15 protein-coding genes, 1 tRNA gene and 1 riboswitch are annotated in these 17,162 nt (G+C 64.6%); of the genes, 15 read left to right on the top strand and 1 reads right to left on the bottom strand.

Annotated features, from left to right (window positions below; translation table 11 throughout):
* The 5 genes from Q0C64_RS10070 to Q0C64_RS10050 form a co-directional block, all read left to right on the top strand.
* Positions 1–603: bacterial transcriptional activator domain-containing protein (locus Q0C64_RS10070; protein WP_294123371.1), on the top strand; the 603-nt coding region annotated here is incomplete at its 5' end.
* Between the two features lie 93 nt (positions 604–696).
* Positions 697–939 (top strand): hypothetical protein, encoded by a 243-nt coding sequence (locus Q0C64_RS10065; RefSeq protein WP_294123369.1) that lies wholly within the window; start codon positions 697–699, stop codon positions 937–939.
* Between the two features lie 25 nt (positions 940–964).
* Positions 965–1,207 (top strand): hypothetical protein, encoded by a 243-nt coding sequence (locus Q0C64_RS10060; protein ID WP_294123367.1) that lies wholly within the window; start codon positions 965–967, stop codon positions 1,205–1,207.
* 3 nt (positions 1,208–1,210) lie between these two features.
* Entirely contained in the window at positions 1,211–2,377 is a 1,167-nt protein-coding gene (locus Q0C64_RS10055; protein ID WP_294123365.1) for an aminopeptidase, read from the top strand.
* Positions 2,374–3,261 carry a hypothetical protein gene (locus Q0C64_RS10050; RefSeq protein ID WP_294123363.1) on the top strand — a complete coding sequence of 296 codons (888 nt, stop codon included), beginning with the start codon at positions 2,374–2,376 and terminating at the stop codon, positions 3,259–3,261. Before Q0C64_RS10055 ends, Q0C64_RS10050 begins: the two co-directional genes overlap by 4 nt.
* Before the next feature lie 192 nt (positions 3,262–3,453).
* Here Q0C64_RS10050 and Q0C64_RS10045 read toward each other — a convergent pair.
* A tRNA-Cys gene (locus Q0C64_RS10045) sits at positions 3,454–3,527 on the bottom strand.
* 155 nt (positions 3,528–3,682) lie between these two features.
* Here Q0C64_RS10045 and Q0C64_RS10040 point away from each other — a divergent pair.
* The 10 genes from Q0C64_RS10040 to Q0C64_RS09995 all read left to right on the top strand — a co-directional run.
* A complete protein-coding gene (locus Q0C64_RS10040; protein ID WP_366004642.1) occupies positions 3,683–4,333 on the top strand; it encodes a protein-L-isoaspartate O-methyltransferase in 651 nt (216 codons plus the stop codon).
* 20 nt (positions 4,334–4,353) lie between these two features.
* Positions 4,354–5,790 (top strand): TolC family outer membrane protein, encoded by a 1,437-nt coding sequence (locus tag Q0C64_RS10035; protein ID WP_294123361.1) that lies wholly within the window; start codon positions 4,354–4,356, stop codon positions 5,788–5,790.
* A gap of 14 nt (positions 5,791–5,804) precedes the next feature.
* Positions 5,805–6,203, top strand: coding sequence for a DUF2497 domain-containing protein (locus Q0C64_RS10030; protein ID WP_294123359.1), 399 nt, complete (start codon positions 5,805–5,807; stop codon positions 6,201–6,203).
* A gap of 92 nt (positions 6,204–6,295) precedes the next feature.
* Entirely contained in the window at positions 6,296–8,338 is a 2,043-nt protein-coding gene (locus Q0C64_RS10025) for a S9 family peptidase (protein WP_294123358.1), read from the top strand.
* A gap of 40 nt (positions 8,339–8,378) precedes the next feature.
* Positions 8,379–11,396 (top strand): valine--tRNA ligase, encoded by a 3,018-nt coding sequence (locus Q0C64_RS10020; protein WP_294123356.1) that lies wholly within the window; start codon positions 8,379–8,381, stop codon positions 11,394–11,396.
* 71 nt (positions 11,397–11,467) lie between these two features.
* Positions 11,468–11,587: riboswitch (SAM riboswitch) on the top strand.
* Between the two features lie 79 nt (positions 11,588–11,666).
* Positions 11,667–12,647 (top strand): homoserine O-succinyltransferase, encoded by a 981-nt coding sequence (locus Q0C64_RS10015; RefSeq protein WP_294123354.1) that lies wholly within the window; start codon positions 11,667–11,669, stop codon positions 12,645–12,647.
* The gene (gene metB, locus Q0C64_RS10010; protein ID WP_294123352.1) at positions 12,644–13,828 is read left to right on the top strand and encodes a cystathionine gamma-synthase; all 1,185 of its coding nucleotides are present in this window, start codon (positions 12,644–12,646) and stop codon (positions 13,826–13,828) included. Before Q0C64_RS10015 ends, metB begins: the two co-directional genes overlap by 4 nt.
* Positions 13,825–14,910, top strand: a complete 1,086-nt coding sequence (locus tag Q0C64_RS10005; RefSeq protein ID WP_294123350.1) for a hypothetical protein — start codon at positions 13,825–13,827, stop codon at positions 14,908–14,910. Before metB ends, Q0C64_RS10005 begins: the two co-directional genes overlap by 4 nt.
* Positions 14,911–14,950: 40 nt before the next feature.
* Positions 14,951–15,946 carry a porphobilinogen synthase gene (gene hemB, locus Q0C64_RS10000; RefSeq protein ID WP_294123348.1) on the top strand — a complete coding sequence of 332 codons (996 nt, stop codon included), beginning with the start codon at positions 14,951–14,953 and terminating at the stop codon, positions 15,944–15,946.
* The coding region (locus Q0C64_RS09995) for an aminotransferase class V-fold PLP-dependent enzyme (protein ID WP_294123346.1) at positions 15,943–17,162 on the top strand (1,220 nt) is incomplete at its 3' end. The genes hemB and Q0C64_RS09995, both read left to right, overlap by 4 nt.

Raw genomic sequence — 17,162 nt, 5'->3', positions numbered from 1 at the left:
GATCGAATTGGCCTGCGCCCTTCGTCCAACGTGTGGATCGACGTCATCGCTTTCGACCGCCGAATGCAATCCTTGGACGCTGGGCAGGCGGGCCTGATCGATCCGCAAAAAAGACTCTGGCTCAAACGCGTGCTCGACTCTTACGCGGGCGATTTCGCAATAAGCATCGACGTGCCCTGGACGCTGATTGAGCGCGAGCGCCTGAGGACCCTGTTCCTCGACGGTTTGTTCACGCTCGCGATGAGTCATTCCAGTGCCGGCGACTGGACGGCAGCGGCGCGGGTCGCGCAACGGCTTTGCCATGCCGAACCACTGCGCGAGGACGCGCACCGGTTATTGATGGTGGCTCGGACAAGGTCTGGAAACCGGGCTCTCGCCCTCAGGCAATTCGAGCATTGTCAGGCGATCCTCGCGCGGGAGCTCAACGTCGAGCCGATGGCTGAGACGACGGACCTTTACAGAAAGATTCGGGAAAATCCTTCAGCGGCATTTCTGATCAACTGCGAGAGCGACCTGGAGACAGCATCGGCACAGTCTTGCCAGAGCGCGTTGAGGGCGCCGGCATCGCTCGAGGCAACGCTCGGCAACAGTAAATTTCGGTGAGACCGAGACGATTGATGCCCCGGTGTTGCGCCGGTGATTGTCTGGTGATTTCTGCGGTCCATAGGGTCTCCCGACTCAGTAGGAGATATTATGATGAGCGACAGTGAAACGCTCAGCGCCCGCAGAGCCCTTAACGTTTCCAGCTTCGTGCGGCTGAAGGAGCTCGTCCGGGAACTCGAGGACAATGAGAAAAGGGTAGGCGCCGATCTCGGCTCGGCCGAGATCGAGTTCAAGCTCAATCCTGGCGAGATGGCCTGGTACGTGGCCTACAAGACGGCCGCAGCAAGCATAGGCGTTGACGTGATCGCGAACGCCCTCTCCATGATGAAGAAGTAGCGGCGTCAATTAAGGAGACAGCGCAGTGGCTGACGAAAGCAACAAGCTTGCGCTCCGCGAGCTGGGTATATCCACATTCTCGCGCCTCAAGGATCTAGTCCGCGAACTCGAGGACAGTGAGAAACGGATCACGCAGGACTGGAATCCGGCGGAAGTCGAGTTCAAGCTCAATCCCGGAGAAATGGCTTGGTTCGTCGCCTACCGAACATCGGCGGCCAGCCTGCCATTGCAAGTCGAGCCCGTCGCCGGCAAGGCGCGAGGGAAATAGACGATGGCGTCGGTCCTGGCTCAGGCGCTCGACAGCTCCGCTAAGGAAGTTGAGGCCGCCCAGTTTCCAAAGGAGGAGGTCTGGCTCGGAATAGATCGGCTCTTGAGTGATTATGCTGACGTCCAAGTCGACGACAGTATCGTGATCGCGTATTCCCCGGACTCCCGCGGTCCGGCGGCTTGGGTCGGCCTAGCGTGCGAGCAGCGCCATCTCCCCGTGACTTTCGTACCGCTGCGACCGCTTCGAGATTCCGGCTTTCGTGCGCGGCTCGCCGCGGCGGCGCCACTCATTCCGGATAGACGAGGCAAGGTGATTCTGCTCACATTCGAGCGCGACACGATGTCCCATCACGGCGACATACGCGCTCACTTTGCGAGTTTCGCTGCGGACAGCTATCGCGTGATCCGCGCGATCAATGCCGGCTCCGATCTGTTCGCCACTGGGCTTGCGCTCAGTCCTGAGGAACTGTCCGCCCTGAATGCGACGCTACTTGCGAGGCTGCGGACGTCAAGTCGACTCCAGATCCGCACCGATGCGGGCACAGACTTAAGGGTCTCGCTAAAAAACCAAAAATTCCATTACGTGAGCAATCGTGGCTTCGCGCAGCCACGACAATTCGTGATCATTCCTGCTGGCGAGGTTGCGACCTTCCCGGATGAGATCTCAGGCACGCTGGTCGCGGACTTCGCACTTAATGTGAACACTCGCTATGATGGAGATGTGCGCCTTCGAGAATGTCCGGTCACGGTCCAGATCCGAGACGGACGACTTCAATCTTTCTCATGCGAAAACGCCGGTATGAGCTCGTTCCTCGACGATTGCCTCAAGCGCGACAACGCGCGCCGCGTCGGAGAGCTCGGTTTCGGCACGAACAAGGCTGTACGAACAGCGGTTTCGGAGAATTCCCATCTTAATGAGCGCGTGCCGGGCATCCATCTCGGCTTTGGTCAGCACAACCAGACCAACGACGCGGCCGGTTACGCCTGCGACATCCATATTGATCTTTGCGCCAAGGGTGGTCGAATCTGGTTCGACGACAGCGCCGACCCACTAGACCTCGAGCAAGTGAAACCCGCATCGCACGCCCATCCCGACGTGGCCCGCGATGAGGACGTGTTTTCCGAGGAAATTCAAGTCGAGGATTGTTGCGGCTTGCTACCGCGGTCATGATACAGTTCCGACCGGCATTCCGGCTGACCTGGGACGCGTTAGAGAGCGCGCTCGGTTATGAGTGCGAGCTGGATAGGGATGGCCCTCCTTTCGTAAAATTCGAACTCGGCGAAGGTCTCAAGGCGCTTGAAGCTACCGACATATCGGCCGAGAATCAGGCGGCCGTCGAAACGCAGATGCTCGATTGTTACCGATGGTGCGCGGCCCGGTTCCCGCTGATGATCCGCAACGTTGACGGAAAGCGGTGCAGTGCCATCCGGGCAATACGCGTCGGACAGAGCGCGCACGCTGGCGAATATTTGACTGCGTCTTCTCCGCAGTGTCCGTACACGATCTTGGTAGCCGCGCCCTGGCCAATTTCGAGCCGCTATCGGCTTGCCTCACTGCTAGCGCATGAGGCGCTGCATCAGGCGCTCTACAATCGGGAGCGCGGTGGGATCGTCGCTCGATTAGGATCGCTGGCCTACTCGCCGTGGAAGCAACAACTACGGCCCGGCCGGCTCGTCTGGCACGCATTTTGGACATTCAGCGGCCAGTTCATTTTCATGGCCGAGGCGATCGCCGCTAGTAGTGAGGAGATATTGTCCGCCGATCCTAGCATTCTCGATTTTCTCGCCGAGATGGAGGCGCGCATCGAATGCTGCGCTGAATCGGTGACGGCATTCGAGATCTTGGCGCTGCCGGAGGCCGAACGAAGCCGATCGACACTGGGAGCGGTGAGACAGATGGGCGACTCTCTCGCCGGCTATCACGGTTATATCGAGCATCGCGTCCGCTGGACGGCTGCCGTCCACCGAGAAGTCGATTTGTGGAGCAGCCAGCAAGCATTGGCGCGGGAAACCGTCCGGCAACCTGAGTTCAATCGTCTCGAACGCATAATTTAGCAGCGCGCCGGCGACGCGGTCGGCCGAGCACGAAACCGTGCACCGGAATTGGGCTCCAGAGACTAAGGGGTTAAATTGACCGATTCAGGAGCCGCAGCCCGCGTCTCCGCGGACGGATTTGATTTGCAATTCCCGCGGAACTGCGCCATATTTTATCGAATAAAACCAGAGACTTAAGCCCCAAAATGTGCGTGGAGGCCCGAGCCGGAATCGAACCGGCGTGCAAGGATTTGCAGTCCTCTGCGTAACCACTCCGCCATCGGGCCTCGCGGGTCAGGCCTTTGGCGGTTGGCCCCGCCGCTTGTCAACCGACCGAAACCAATAACCTTTCGACAAACGGTAGCCCTGTTGCTTGGCGTGCGCGCCTTCACAAGATATGGAGCCCTTGAAGCGCCACTGTATTAGTGGCATATGACAGTTCGTGACGAACGAGGATTCCATGCAGGATTTCAGCCTGGCCCGTCGGGCAATGGTCGACAGTCAGCTCCGCCCCGAAGGCGTAACCGACCGCGCCGTCGTGGCGGCGATGGCCTCGGTCGAGCGCGAGCGCTACGTGCCGGAAGCGGCGCGGGCGCTGGCCTATTTCGATCGTCCGCTGAAGATTGCGCCGGGCCGGGCGATGATGCCGCCGGCAGCGCTGGGCAAGCTGCTCTCCGAGCTGGCGCCAAGGGCAGGCGAGAAGGCGCTGATCATTGGATCGGGCACCGGCTATTCCGCCGCACTGCTGCTTTCGATCGGACTGAATGTGGTTGCGCTCGAATCCGACAAGCAGCTGGCCGATGCGGCCACCGAGGCCGGCATCGAGACTATTTCCGGCGAGCTGGCCCCGGGTCACGCCAAGGGCGCCCCCTATGACATCATCCTGTTGGACGGCGCGGTCGAGTTATTGCCCGCCGCGCTTGCGAAGCAGCTGAATGATGGCGGACGGCTGGCCGGTGCGATCATCGAGCGCGGTGTGTCGCGGCTGGTGATCGGCCTGGCTTCGGGCGGCGTGCTCGGCCTGCGCACTATTGCCGACGCGGAAGTCGACAAGCTTCCCGGTTTCGAGCGGCCACCGGCCTTCACCTTCTGACTCCACGGAGAGCAAGCCCAGTGACCCGTCATTTCCTAATTGCTTCGCTGGTTGCTGCCCTGGCGGCGAGTACGGCCTCGGCCGACACGCTGCGCGAGGCGCTGGTGTCGACCTACCAGGCCAATCCGACGCTGACCGGTCAGAGAGAGTCGCTCAAGGCGACCGACGCCGGCGTGGCAATCGCCCGCTCCGGCGGCCGCCCGACCGTGACCGGCACGATCGGCGTAACCCGCGACCTGGGCCGCAGCGGACGGTTCGATACCGGCCTCAGCAAGGGCCCGTTCGTAGTCGGTGGCATCGATGTGAACATGCCCCTGTTCCAGGGTGGAACCGTCAGAAACGGTATCGAGGCGGCAAAAAGCCGGGTCGAGGCAGGCCGGGCCAACCTCCGCGCGGTCGAAGGCGATGTCTTCACCGAGGCGGTGTCGGCCTACATGGACGTGATCCGCGCCCGGGCGACGAGCGAGCTCAATGGCAACAATGTCAAGGTACTCGAAACGAACCTGCAAGCCACCAAGGACCGGTTCGAGATCGGCGATGTCACCCGCACCGATGTCGCCCAGTCCGAAGCGCGGCTGTCGCTGGCGCGCTCGCGCCTGCTCGCGGCCCAGGGCGCCCAGGTTACCGCCGAGGAGAATTATCGCCGGGTGATCGGCAAGAACCCGGCCCAGCTGCAGCCGCCGCCGCCGTTGCCGCCCTTCCCGGCGACTCCGGACGAGGCGGTTCGAATTGCGCTGGCCAACAATCCCGACCTGATTGCCGCGTCCAAACAGGCCGAGGCAGCGGGCCATGACGTGAATGCGGTGCGCGGCACGCGCCTGCCGACGGTCTCGGCGATCGGCTCGTTCGATTATGCCAGCACGACCAGCGGCAACACCGGCGGCATCGACCGTTCGGGGACGGCGACCAGCGTTGGCGTCCAGGGCCGCATTCCGTTCTACCAGGGCGGCCTGCCGGGCGCCCGCATCCGCCAGTCGCAGGCGCTGGAAGGCCAGGCACTGGAGGCGCGGATCGCGTCCGAACGATCGGTCGTCGCCCAGACCCGATCGGCCTTTGCCCAATACAAGTCGGCGCTGGACGGGATCCAGTCCAACGAAGTGGCGGTCAAGGCCAACGAACTGGCGCTGGAGGGCGTTCGCGCCGAAAATAGCGTCGGTACCCGCACGATCCTCGATGTGCTCGACGCCGAGCAGGAATTGCTCAATTCGCAGGTGCTGCTCGTGACCGCGCGCCGCGACGCCTATGTCGCCGGATTCCAATTGCTCAACGCCATGGGCCAGGCCGAAGCGGACGATCTCGGGCTCGACGGCGGACCGCTATACGACCCCCTCGGCAACTATCGCCGGGTCGCCGGCGACTGGAACGACTGGTCGAATGACCCGCGCCATAACCCAGTCGCGACGAGCACGGTCACCCCGCAGGAACAGCCTCAGGGCGTGACTCCCGCTTCCCAATAAGTAATAGGGGCGCCATGGCCGCTGCTCGTGAGCCCTCGATGGAAGATATCCTCGCCTCGATCAAACGCGTGATCGCGGAAGAGAAGGAAATTCGCGCGGTGAGCGCGTCGGATGTCGAGGAGCCGAGCGAGGACGTCCTCGAACTCGACGAAAGCATGGAAGCCCCGCCACCGGTCGACCTCGGCCCGCCGTTGTTGGAATCCGATGCTGCCGACGAAAGCCGCCAGCGGCTCGAAGCGCTGGCCAGCGTCGCCGCCACCGCGCCGCCGCCGCCGCAATATAATCCGCTCGAGGAAATGATCCGCGAAATGCTGCGGCCGATCCTGAAGCAATGGCTCGACGAGCATCTGCCGGCGATCGTCGACGAACATGTGAAACGCGAGATCCACCGGATTACCGGGCGGCCGGTCTAGTTTCGACTAGCGCGCCCGCCGGTTCGACAAGGGTGGGGAACCAAACCCTAGCTTATTGAATCACTAAGCACTCCCCGTTACGCGTGCGCGCCATGATCAAGCGCATCGCCCTTGCCGCCAGCGTCGCGGCCGCCGCCCTTTCCGCCACGCCCGCCGCCGCCCGGCCGATGACCGCGACCGACATGCAGTCGATGCGCCGCCTCGGCGCTCCGAGCGTCTCGCCCGACGGCCGTTATGCGGTTTTCACGCTATCGACGACCGACCTGGCCGCCAACAAGCGCAATAATATCGTCCACATCCTCGATTTGAAGGCCAAGGGCGCCGCGCCGCAACCGCTCGCCGGGGTGACCACCGGCGCGCACGACGCGGTGTTCGGGACCGACGGCGCCATCTGGTACCTCGCTCCCGTAAGCGGGCAGGACCAGCTGTTCCGCATGGCGGTCGGCGGCCAGCCGGCACAGCTGTCGAACCTCAAGGGCGATGTCTCCGGCTTCAAGGTCAGCAATGACGGCAGCCGGCTGATCGTCTGGGCCGATCGCGACCTCAAATGCGCCGATTTCGCCTGCGAAAACGTCAAGAAGGTCGACCAGGGCGGCTCGACCCGCGAATATGACCAGCTCTTCATCCGCCATTGGGATACCTGGGCCGAACCGGGCGTCCGCAGCCGCATTTTCTCCTTCCCGATTGCCAATGGCCAGGTGACCGGCGCCGGCGTGCCGGTGACCGGCACGCTGGTCGGCGACACGCCGTCCAAGCCGTTCGGCGGGGGCGAGGAGGTCGATATTTCGGCCGACGGCAAGACCGTCTATTTCGCGTTGCGCGAAGCCGGGCGGATCGAAGCCCTCTCGACCAACCTCGACATTTTCGCCGCTGCCGCCGACGGGTCGGTCGCGCCGGCCAACCTCACCGCCGACAATGGCGGGACCGACAATTTGCCGACCCTATCGCCCGACGGCCGCAGCCTCGCCTATTTCTCGATGGCCCGCGCCGGTTACGAAGCCGACCGCCAGGTGCTGAAGGTCCGCGACCTCGCCACTGGCCAGGTCCGCGCCCTGACCCAGAATTGGGACCGCTCGGTCGGCTCGATCGCCTGGTCCAAGGACGGCAAGTCAATCCTGGTTACCGCCGAGGACACGCTCGAACAGCCGGTGTGGCGGGTCGACGCCGCGACCGGCAAGGTCACCAGGCTGACCGGCGACGGCCATGCCGGCAATGTCGTGCCGCTGGCCGGCGGCGGCGCGCTCTACACGTCGAACAGCATCATGGCGCCCGATGACCTTTACCGGGTCGACGCCAAGGGCAAGGTGGCCCGGCTGACCGACGTCAACCATGACCGGCTGGCCGAGCTGGATCCGGTCACCTTCAAGAAGTTCAGCTTCACCGGCGCCAACAATGACACCGTCTGGGGCTTCACGCTGAAACCGACAGCGGCCGCGGGCAAGCTGCCGATCGCTTTCGTCGTCCATGGCGGGCCGCAGGGCAGTTTCAGCAACAGTTGGTCATACCGCTGGAACCCGCGGGCCTTCGCCGGCCCCGGCTATGGCGTGGTCAGCATCGATTTCCATGGTTCGACCGGCTACGGCCAGGCCTTCACCGACGCAATCCGCAACAATTGGGGCGGCTGGCCGCTTGAGGATCTGCAGAAGGGCCTCGCCTTCGCCACTGCCAATGACCCGCAGCTTGACGCCGACAATGCCTGCGCCCTCGGCGCCAGCTATGGCGGCTATATGATAAACTGGATCGCCGGCCAGTGGCCCGACCGGTTCAAATGCCTGGTCCAGCATGACGGCGTGTTCGACGCCCGGGCGATGGCCTACGAAACCGAGGAACTGTGGTTCGACGAGTGGGAGCATGGCGGCAAGGCCTATTATGAGGATCCCGCCGCGTTCGAGCGCTGGAACCCGGTCAACCATGTCGCCCAATGGAAGACGCCGATGCTGGTGATCACCGGGAAGAAGGATTACCGCATTCCCTATACGCAGGGCATCGCCAGCTTCACCGCGCTCCAGCGCAAGGGCATTCCGTCGAAACTGCTGGTCAACCCGGACGAGAACCATTGGGTGCTAAAGCCCAAAAACTCGATCCGCTGGTACTACGAGGTGCTCGGCTGGCTAGGGACCTATCTCGGCAAGTGATTGTTGCGGTGCGGCAATTGGGTCGTTAGTCGCGGCCCATATGACCGAGCTTGCCAAGACGTTTGAACCGGGCCCGATCGAGGCCCGCTGGTATGAACATTGGGAAGGGCAGGGGTTGTTCCGCCCGGGGCGGCCGACCGCCGAGCCCTTCACCATCGTCATGCCGCCGCCCAACGTCACCGGCTCGCTGCACATCGGCCATGCGCTCGACAATACATTGCAGGACATCCTCGTCCGCCACGCGCGGATGCAAGGCAAGGACAGCCTGTGGGTAGTCGGAATGGATCATGCCGGCATCGCGACGCAGATGGTGGTCGAGCGCAACCTCGACAGCCAGGGCCTGAAGCGTGCCGACATGGGCCGCGAGGCGTTCATCGACCATGTGTGGGAGTGGAAGGCGCAGTCGGGCGGGCAGATCACCCGCCAGCTCCGTCGCTTGGGCGCCTCGTGCGATTGGGCCAACGAGCGCTTCACCATGGACGAAGGCTTTACGAAAGCCGTCATCAAGGTGTTCGTCGAGCTCTACAACCGCAAGCTGCTCTATCGCGCCAAGCGGCTGGTCAATTGGGACCCCAAATTCCAGACCGCGATCAGCGATCTCGAGGTCGAGAACCGCGAAGTCCAGGGCCACATGTGGCACTTCAAATATCCGCTCGCCGACGGTCAGACCTACACCTATGTCGAGAAGGACGAGGACGGCAACGTCGTTCTCCAGGAAGAGCGCGACTATATCTCGATCGCCACGACGCGGCCCGAGACGATGCTCGGCGACGGCGCGGTCGCGGTTCATCCGGGCGACGAACGCTATCGGCCGATCGTCGGCAAGCTTTGCGAAATCCCGGTCGGGCCCAAGGAACATCGCCGCCTGATCCCGATCATTCTCGACGATTATCCCGACCCCGATTTCGGGTCAGGCGCGGTCAAGATCACCGGCGCACACGACCTCAACGACTATGGCGTGGCGCAGCGCAACGGCATCCCCATGTACCGGCTGATGGACGGCACCGCGCATATGCGTAGCGACGGGCCGTCCTATGAGGAATCCTCGACCCGCGCGGTAGCGATCGCGCGCGGTGCATCGGCTACGCCTGAGGAAATCGACGCCCTCAACCTGGTCCCCGAGGCCTATCGCGGCCTTGATCGCTACGATGCCCGCAAGGCGGTGGTGGCCGACATTGATTCCGAAGGGTTGATGATCAAGGTCGAGGACAAGCTGATCATGCAGCCGTTCGGCGACCGGTCGGGGCTGGTGATCGAGCCGATGCTGACCGACCAATGGTATGTCGATGCCGAGACGCTGGCCAAGCCGGCGATCGAGGCAGTGCGCTCGGGCGACATCGCGGTCGTGCCCGAGACGTGGAAGAAGACCTGGTTCAACTGGCTCGAGAATATCCAGCCCTGGTGCGTGTCGCGCCAGCTGTGGTGGGGTCATCGTATTCCGGCCTGGTACGGATATGACCTGGAGGCGTTTCAAGCCGACGACGGTAGTTCAGGTTTGAAGCAAGTCGGAATCAAGGCCTTCGTCGCCGAGTCCGAAGCGGACGTCCGCGAGCACGCCCTCGCATACGTCAGGGAAATTGGCCTGACAGCGCGACCGGGACAGGAAGATGCAACGCCGTTCGCCGAGAACGAGAATAAAGCGTTGGAACTGTGGATGCGCGGAGATGGCTACCCTCTTTGGCAAGACCCGGACGTCCTCGACACTTGGTTCAGCTCGGCGCTGTGGCCGTTCGCCACGCTCGGCTGGCCCGAGCAGACCCACGACCTTGAGCGGCACTTCCCCAACGATGTGCTCATTTCGGGCTTCGACATCATCTTCTTCTGGGATGCCCGCATGGCGATGCAGGGCTTCGAGTTCATGAAGGAGCGTCCGTGGAAGACGCTCTACCTCCACGGCCTGGTGCGCGACGCCAAAGGCCAGAAAATGTCCAAGTCGAAGGGCAATACGGTCGATCCGCTCGGCTTGATCGACCAATATGGCGCCGACGCGCTGCGCTTCACGCTGGCGGCGATGGAAAGCCAGGGCCGCGACATCAAGCTCGATGAAAAGCGCGTCGAGGGCTACCGCAACTTCGCCACCAAGCTGTGGAACGCCGCGCGCTTCCTGCAGGGCAATGGTATCGGCGCTTCGCAGAGCATTGCGGCGCCGGAAGCGAGCCTGCCGGTCAACCGCTGGATCATCGGCGAGGTGGTCGAGACTCTGGCCAAGCTCGACAAGGCCTTCGCCGAGCTGCGCTTCGACGACATGGCCGACGCCATCTACCATTTCACCTGGGGCACCTTCTGCGACTGGTATGTCGAGCTGGTGAAGGGCGAATTGTCGGGGGCCACCGCTCGCCAGGGCGAGGGTGGTGGCGACGACGAGACGCGCGCCGTCGCCGCCTGGGCGTTCGACCAGATATTGGTCATGCTCCACCCCTTCATGCCGTTCGTCACCGAAGAGCTATGGCATTCGATGGGCGAGCGGCCTTACGATTTGATCGTCGCCAAATGGCCGGAGCCAGATGCGCAGGTTCACCTCGAAGCGAAGCAGGAGATCGAATGGCTAATCGAACTTGTGACGGCAATTCGATCGGGTCGGACTGAGCTGAATGTTCCTCCTGGTGCGATTTTACCGCTCCGGCTCGGCGGCGGAAGCCGGGGAATCGCATTGGAACGCGTCATCAATAACAGGTCGAATTTGAAGCGATTAGCCCGCGTTGAATATGGCGGGTTTGGCCCTTTGGAAGGGACGAACGATTTCACCAAGGCCCATTGGGACGAACTGGCAGCAAAGTATGTTGAGGAGGTCCAGAAGGGCTCGCTTTTCGTGTCGGCTCAAGACTTTGAAGGCTTCATTCCGCTCGCGGGGATTATCGACCTCGACGCTGAAAGGGGCCGCCTGTCGAAGGCTATGGAAGCGGCCGAGAAAGACCGCGACAGCCTTGCCGCGCGCCTGAACAATCCAGCCTTCACCGAGCGCGCCAAGCCGGAGGCGGTCGAAAAGGCCCGCGCCGACCATGACGCCCGAGCAGCAGAGGCGGAGCGGCTCTCGGCGGCGCTGGCGCGGCTGGGGTAGTTGTTTCCCGGCTTTCGCCGGAGAGATGGGCCCCCAATTGACTCCCCGCCCAATCCCCGTCATTTGGCAGCCATCCATCGAGACCGACTGAGGGACAGGCCCGAAGACGTCGGGGCAACCGGGAGCAAGCGAAAGCGGCTCCAAAGGTGCCAAGTCCTGCGGGGACCTGTGTGTCCACCGGCAGATGGTTGAGGCTCACCCCACGGGGTGAGGCCCGATGCTGTCTGTCACCCCGCAAGCCTCGTTGGTAGGAACTTGACGGGGCGGACGATGAACCAGTTCGATCGATGTAGAATTTCTGCCAGGGCAGCGACTGCTGTCCGTGGCGAACCGCGCCATATCTTCCCGCTGCGGCATGGCGGGATGGCTGGCGCCAAGGTGCGGTACGAATTGGTTGGGCCGGCCGGCGCCCCGCTGCTGCTGGTTGCGGGCGGCATCTCCGCCGGCCGGCATGTCCTGGCATCGGATCAATTTCCGGAAGCCGGCTGGTGGCAGGCTCAGGCCGACACGCTGAACCGCTATCGCATCCTCGCCTTCGACTGGATCGGCGCCGATGGCGCCATCGACCTGCCGATTGACCCATCCGACCAGGCCGATGCGATCGCCTGGCTGCTTGATGAACTAGGTGAGCCGCTTACCGCCGCCTTCATTGGTGCTTCCTATGGCGCGATGGTCGGGATGCATTTGGCGGCGCGCCATCCCGATCGCCTTGGCGCCCTGCTGGCAATCAGCGCTTCTGGCTCCGCTCATCCCTTCGCCAGCGCCTGTCGCGCTCTGCAGCGCCAGGCGATCACGCTTGGCGAACGGCAAGGCAATCCGAAGGCCGGCGTTGCCCTGGCCAGGGCGATGGCGATCCTTACCTATCGCACGCCGCAGGAATTTGCCGATCGCTTCGCCGCGGTGCCCAGCGTCGAGCGCGGTCGGGTTCGCGCCGCGGCCGAGGATTATCTCGATTACCAGGGGATGCGCCACTGCACGCGGATGAGCGCGACCGCCTATCGCCGCCTGTCGGAATCGATCGACCTGCACCGCATTGACCCCGGCGATATCAACGTCCCGCTGACGCTGGCCGCGGTCGACCAGGATGCGCTGGTGCCGGCGCACGACATTGAAGCCCTCGCCCGCGCCATTCCGGGTGCCGGATTCCACCTCATCCGCTCGCGCTTCGGCCACGACGCCTTCCTCAAGGAGGAAGGCCAGGTCACCGCGATCATCACCTCATTCCTAGAATCACTGGAGATTTCCCAATGACCCTCGCCCTTGCCACCCGCGCGGTCCGCGCCGGGATCGACAGCGACACCGCGCACGGCGCGGTCGCGCCGCCGCTGTTCCTGTCGGCCAATTTCAGCTTTGACGGCTTCGGCGGGAAGCGCCGCTACGACTATACCCGCAGCGGCAACCCGACGCGTGACCAGCTGGGCGAGGCGCTGGCCTCGCTCGAAGGCGGGGCGGGCGGCATTGTTACCGCCACCGGCATGGGCGCGATCACCGTGGTGCTCCACGCGCTACTCGCGCCGGGTGACCGGCTGCTGGTCCCGCACGATTGTTACGGCGGCAGCTGGCGACTGTTCAACGCGCTCGCCGCCAAGGGCGCATTCGAGCTCGATACGTGCGACTTCACCGACGCCGCGGCGCTCGCCGCTGCGCTGGCGCAAAAGCCGACCTTGGTGTGGATCGAGACCCCGTCTAACCCGCTTCTTCGTATCACCGATATCGTGGCGGTCGCCGGGGCGGCTCGCGCCGTCGGAGCGCTGGTCGTCGCCGACAATACTTTCCTCTCGCCGGCATTGCAGCGGCCGATCGAGCACGGCGCCGACATCGTGGTCCATTCGACCACCAAATATATCAACGGCCATAGCGATGTGGTCGGCGGCGCGGCGGTCGCGCGGGATCCGACAATCCACGAACAGCTGGCATGGTGGGCCAATGCGCTGGGCCTGACCGGCTCGCCGTTCGACAGCTACCTGACCCTGCGCGGCCTGCGAACGCTCGATGCGCGCCTCCGCATCCAGCAGGAAAGTTGCGCGGCGCTGGCCGAGCTGCTCGCCGGTCATCCGGCGGTGGCGAACGTCCATTTCCCCGGCCTCGCCGACCACCCCGGCCGCGCCATTGCCGCACGGCAGCAGGACGGATTCGGCGCGACGCTGTCGTTCGACCTCGAAGGCGGTGAGGCGGCGGTTCGCGCCTTTGTTGAAGGCCTCACCTGCTTCTCACTGGCGGAATCACTAGGTGGGGTGGAAAGCCTGGCCGCCCATCCCGCGACCATGACCCACGCTGCGATGAGCGAGGAGGCGCGGGCACGGGCTGGCATCGGCCCCGGCCTCATTCGCCTGTCGGTCGGGATCGAACAGCTCGATGACCTGGCCGCCGACATCAATGCAGCGCTCGATCGCGCGGCCGTTGCCGCCAAGCGCAAGGAAGCCTGTCGATGAGCGCCCCGATTGCGAAAATCGCCCTGCTCGGCAGCGGCACGGTCGGCCTCGCGGTGCTAGGCCGCCTATCCGAATGGCGAGGCTCTCCCCTGGGTGATCGGCTTCGCCTGGTCTATGCCGCCAACACCAGGCTGGCCTTGCACGACCCGGACGGCCTGGACCCGCTATCCTGTGCGGGCCTGCTGCCCGACGCGCCTCGAAACGACCGCCACGGCCACCATGACGACGCCCCGGCCGCGCTTGGGACGGAGGGCATCCGCATCCTGATCGACGCCACCGCCGATGCCGGGACGTCAGCGCGCCACGCGGCTTGCCTCGCCGCCGGGGTCCACGTCGCGACGGCATGCAAGCTGGCGGCCGGAACCTCGCTCGACCAGTGGCGCGCAATCAACCAGGCTTGCGCTGAGAGCAGCGCCGGTTTCGGCGACCGGGCCACGGTCGGCGCCGGCCTGCCGCTGCTCCGCTCTATCCGCGAACTGCGCGCGGGCGGCGATCATATCCACGCCATCGCCGGCGTGATGTCGGGGTCTCTGGCCTGGCTGTTCCACCATTTCGACGGCAGCGGGCCGTTCTCCGAACTGGTGCGACGGGCTCGCGACGCGGGTTACACCGAACCCGATCCGCGCGATGACCTGTCGGGCGAAGATGTGCGGCGCAAGATCCTGATCCTGGCCCGTGCCGCCGGCTTTGCCATCGAAAGCGACCAGGTCGAGGTCGGTTCGCTGGTGCCGCCGGAATTGGCGCAGCTTCCGGCGCACAAGGTCGATGCCAGCCTGCCGCTGCTCGACCGGCTCCTAGCCGGCAAGCTCGCCGCCGCGCAGGCGCAAGGCTGCAGCCTGCGCTTCGTCGCTCGGCTGGAACAAGGGAAAGCGCGGGTCGGGCTGGAGGTGCTTTGCCCTAGCGATCCCCTCCATGGTGGTGGCGGGACCGACAATCGAGTCGCGATCTGGTCAGACCGCTACCGGACGCAGCCGCTGGTGATACAGGGACCGGGCGCGGGCGCCGAAGTGACCGCGGCGGCGCTGCTCGACGATGTGCTGCATTTGCGGGCACGGGCGATTGGCGGGGCACTGGCCGCTTGAGGCTTGGCCTTCCGTGTAAGGCCGCGCTAGAGCGCGTGACATGGTAACACCATCCTTCCCCGCGATGCGCATGCGCCGCGGGCGCAGCGCGCCGTGGATCCGCGACATGCTGGCCGAGCACCGGCTGCACCCGTCGGACCTCATCTGGCCCTTGTTCATTTGCGAAGGCTCTGGCCAGGAAGAACCGATTGCGACGCTGCCGGGCGTCAGCCGCTGGTCGGTCGACCGGCTGGCGGAAAAGGTGCGCGAAGCTCGCGACATCGGCATTCCGTGCGTCGCGCTATTCCCCAACACGCCGCCGGCCTTGCGCACCGACGATGCGCGCGAGGCGCTCAACCCCGACAACCTCATCTGCCGGGCGATCAAGGCGATCAAGGATGCGGTGCCCGAAGTTGGCGTGCTGACCGACGTCGCGCTCGATCCTTACACCGCCCACGGCCATGACGGCGTGGTCGACGACAAGGGGCGGGTGCTGAACGACGAAACCAGCGCGATCCTGGTCCAGCAGGCGCTGGTCCAGGCGATGGCCGGGGCCGACATCGTCGCTCCGTCGGACATGATGGACGGGCGGGTCGGGGCGATCCGCGCCGGCCTCGAAAAAACCGGGCTGATCGATGTCGCGATCATGGCCTATGCCGCCAAATATGCCTCGGCCTTCTACGGCCCGTTCCGCGACGCGGTCGGTTCGCGCGGCCTGCTGAAGGGCGACAAGCGCGGCTACCAGATGGATCCGGCCAATGGCGCCGAAGCGCTGCGCGAAGTGGCGCTCGACCTGGCCGAAGGCGCCGACATGGTGATGGTGAAGCCGGGGCTGCCCTATCTCGACGTGCTGGCGCGGGTGAAGGATGCTTTCGGCGTGCCGACCTTCGCCTACCAGGTGTCGGGCGAGTATGCGATGATCGAGGCCGCGGCGGCTGCCGGCGCGGGTGAGCGCGAGGCGCTGGTGCTTGAGACATTGCTCGCGTTCAAGCGGGCCGGCGCGACTGGCGTCCTCACCTATCATGCGCCGCTGGCGGCGAAGCTGATGGCGGGATGAATATTAGCAGGGGGGAGCTCGAAGCGCTGAAAGCGGCGATGCGGCCGCTGGAACCCGACGCCGACGAGCGGCGGCGGCTTGGCGGCGAAGTGCTCGACCATGCGCTGGCTTATTGGGACCAGATCGAGGCCGCTGCCAGCAATCGCCCGTGGTCGGAGGTTTTCAAGCAGCGGCTTGACCCCGAGTTTACCGAGGATAGCCGGGATCCTGCGTCGGTCCTCGATTATGTCCGCGAGTGCGTGGACGCGCCCGGCTTCGCGACCACCAGCCCTCGCTTCATGGCCTACATCCCCGGTGGAGCCGTGCCGTTTGCCGCCTTCGGTGACTTACTCGCCGCTGTATCGAACAAATATTCAGGCTTCGCCTCCGCCAGCCCCGGCGCGGTCCGGATCGAAAATGCCTGCTGCGCCTGGATGGCCAAGGTGATTGGCTTTCCCGAAACCAGCGCGGGCACGCTGACGTCGGGCGGCAGCATGGCCAATCTGACGGCGATCATCGCCGCCCGCGAGGCGCGCGACCCGGATGGCGGTGGGGCGATTTACATGACCCGCTTCGTCCACCACTGTGTCGACAAGGCGCTGCACATCGCCGGACGGTCACGCGCGCCGAAGCGGTCGATCTCCATCGACAACCAGGGCCGGATGTCACCGGCAGCGCTCGAAGAGGCTATCGAGCACGACCTCGCCGAGGGGGTGCCTCCCTGGCTGGTCGTCGCCTCCGCTGGGACGATCGACCAGGGCTTGATCGACCCGCTCGATGAAATCGCCGATGTTTGCGCAAGGCATGGCGTCTGGCTCCATATTGACGGCGCCTATGGCGGCCTGTTCGCGCTGTGCGATGAGGGACGGTCGAAATTGCGCGGAATCGAACGGGCCGACAGCGTCGCGCTCGATCCGCACAAGACCTTGTTCTTGCCCTATGGCACCGGCGCGGCGCTGGTCCGCGACGGCAACCATCTGCTGCATGCCTTCACCGCCAGCGCCGAATACATCACGCCGCTCGGCGATAGCGAAGTGGGTCCTTCGCCGGCCGATTTGTCGCCCGAGCTGACCCGTCATTTCCGCGGGATGCGGCTGTGGCTGCCGCTGCAGATGGGCGGGATCGCCGCCTTCCGCGCGGCGCAACAGGAGAAGCTCGGGCTCGCCCAATTTTTCCACGCCCGCCTGGGCGAATTGCCGAACTTCGATGCCGGACCGCCGCCCGATCTTTCGGTGGT

Source organism: Sphingomonas sp. (assembly GCF_023266535.1).
Classification (GTDB): domain Bacteria; phylum Pseudomonadota; class Alphaproteobacteria; order Sphingomonadales; family Sphingomonadaceae; genus Sphingomicrobium.
This window is presented reverse-complemented; position numbering and strand designations above follow the sequence as displayed.

Bases quoted from the DNA above. Each gene is read 5' to 3' on its own strand.
- Q0C64_RS10030 (WP_294123359.1), top strand. From the start codon at position 5,805: ATGGCCGCTGCTCGTGAGCCCTCGATGGAAGATATCCTCGCCTCGATC.
- Q0C64_RS10015 (WP_294123354.1), top strand. From the start codon at position 11,667: ATGAACCAGTTCGATCGATGTAGAATTTCTGCCAGGGCAGCGACTGCT.
- Q0C64_RS10050 (WP_294123363.1), top strand. From the start codon at position 2,374: ATGATACAGTTCCGACCGGCATTCCGGCTGACCTGGGACGCGTTAGAG.
- Q0C64_RS10025 (WP_294123358.1), top strand. From the start codon at position 6,296: ATGATCAAGCGCATCGCCCTTGCCGCCAGCGTCGCGGCCGCCGCCCTT.
- Q0C64_RS10065 (WP_294123369.1), top strand. From the start codon at position 697: ATGAGCGACAGTGAAACGCTCAGCGCCCGCAGAGCCCTTAACGTTTCC.
- metB (WP_294123352.1), top strand. From the start codon at position 12,644: ATGACCCTCGCCCTTGCCACCCGCGCGGTCCGCGCCGGGATCGACAGC.
- Q0C64_RS10055 (WP_294123365.1), top strand. From the start codon at position 1,211: ATGGCGTCGGTCCTGGCTCAGGCGCTCGACAGCTCCGCTAAGGAAGTT.
- Q0C64_RS10005 (WP_294123350.1), top strand. From the start codon at position 13,825: ATGAGCGCCCCGATTGCGAAAATCGCCCTGCTCGGCAGCGGCACGGTC.
- Q0C64_RS10020 (WP_294123356.1), top strand. From the start codon at position 8,379: ATGACCGAGCTTGCCAAGACGTTTGAACCGGGCCCGATCGAGGCCCGC.
- hemB (WP_294123348.1), top strand. From the start codon at position 14,951: ATGGTAACACCATCCTTCCCCGCGATGCGCATGCGCCGCGGGCGCAGC.